At 47.5% G+C, this 1,555-nt stretch carries 1 protein-coding gene; it reads right to left on the bottom strand.

Annotation, left to right across the window (positions count from 1 at the left end; translation table 11 throughout):
• Positions 1 to 187: 187 nt before the first annotated feature.
• On the bottom strand, positions 188 to 1,474 hold the full coding sequence (locus GY683_RS06660; RefSeq protein ID WP_297287996.1) for an acetyl-CoA C-acetyltransferase: 1,287 nt from the start codon (positions 1,472 to 1,474) through the stop codon (positions 188 to 190).
• Positions 1,475 to 1,555: the final 81 nt, after the last annotated feature.

Genomic DNA, 1,555 nt, shown 5'->3' with positions numbered 1-1,555 from the left:
TGTAAAGCAAAAATTAACCAAAACATAACAATTTGATCAAATAATTTTAGACTGTCTAAATTTTAGGCAAGTTCATGATATTTATCAAAATTCATGATTGAAACCGTTTGATACGAATTCTGTGATTGGTTTGTTAAAATAAAAAGACGCACTATATTTAGTGCGTCTTTTTGAGATGAAGCATAAATCAGCGTTCTAGGATGCAAGTAACGCCTTGACCGCCTGCGGCACATATGGATATTAGCGCGCGGCCTGAACCTTTTTGAGCAAGCAGTTTGGCGGCAGTTGCAAGGATGCGCCCACCAGTAGCGGCAAAGGGATGTCCTGCTGCCAGACTCGAGCCATTAACATTAAGCTTGCTGCGGTCAATCGAACCAAGTGGCGCATCTAGACCTAGGCGGTTTTTGCAGAATTTTTCATCTTCCCAAGCTGCCAGAGTAGATAATACCTGCGAGGCGAAAGCTTCATGAATCTCATAAAAATCAAAATCTTGAAGCGTTAGACCAGCACGCTCTAGCATCTTAGGCACGGCATAGGCAGGCGCCATGAGTAGCCCTTCAGTGAGACCTTGCTTGCCCACGAAATCAACCGCAGCCGTCTGCTGGTGCGTGATATAGGCAAGTGGCTCAAAGCCATGCTCTGCTGCCCATTCTTCACTAGATAATAGTACACACGAGGCACCGTCAGTCAGTGGTGTGGAGTTCGCAGCAGTCATGGTGGGGTTGGCGTTCTTTTTGCCAAATACGGGCTTTAAGCTGGCAAGTTTCTCAAGGGTAGTATCAGCTCGTAAGTTATTATCACGGTTTAGACCTTTGTAGGGGGTGATAAGATCATCAAAAAAACCTTCATCATAAGCGCGAGCCAAATTCTGATGACTGGCATAAGCCAAGGCGTCTTGGTCGGCACGAGTGATGTCCCATTCAAGCGCAGTGATGGCTTGGTGTTCGCCCATGGATAGGCGTGTGCGCGGTTCGCCATTTTGAGGGAAGGCGAGTAGATTTTTTGGGTTGATGCTGCTGAGTGCAGATAGGCGAGATTTGGCATCTTTGGCGTTGTTGAGGCGCAGTAGGGGCTTTCTGATGCCATCGCCAAGCGCGATCGGTGCGTCCGAAGTGGTGTCAGTACCGCCTGCGATGCCACTGTAGATATGACCTAAGGCGATTTTATTTGCAACGGCAAATGCCGCCTGCAATCCTGTTCCGCAAGCTTGCGAGATGTCGTAGGCGGGCGTGGTAGGTGCTAGGGTGGTGTTTAGCAGCGCTTCACGAGTTAGATTAAGGTCACGGCTGTGCTTTAGAACCGTACCTGCCACCACTTCGCCGATGTCTTTGTCTGATAGTTCAAAACGGCTAACCAGCCCTTCAAGGGCGGCGCTTAGCATGTCGATGTTGCTTGCGTCAGCATAGGCACCATTTGAGCGGGCGAAAGGAATGCGATTACCACCTAGGATGGCGACTTTCTTAATAGTAGTCATGAGTTTCTCCTTAAAATTATCATGTCGATTCTGTTCCAAATCTGCCTTAGATTAGCATTATTTTTTATAAAATGGCAGATT

The sequence above is a fragment of the Moraxella sp. genome (assembly GCF_024227015.1).
Taxonomy (GTDB): domain Bacteria; phylum Pseudomonadota; class Gammaproteobacteria; order Pseudomonadales; family Moraxellaceae; genus Moraxella.
Note: the sequence above shows the minus strand (reverse complement) of the source record. Positions and strands in the feature narration are given on the sequence as shown.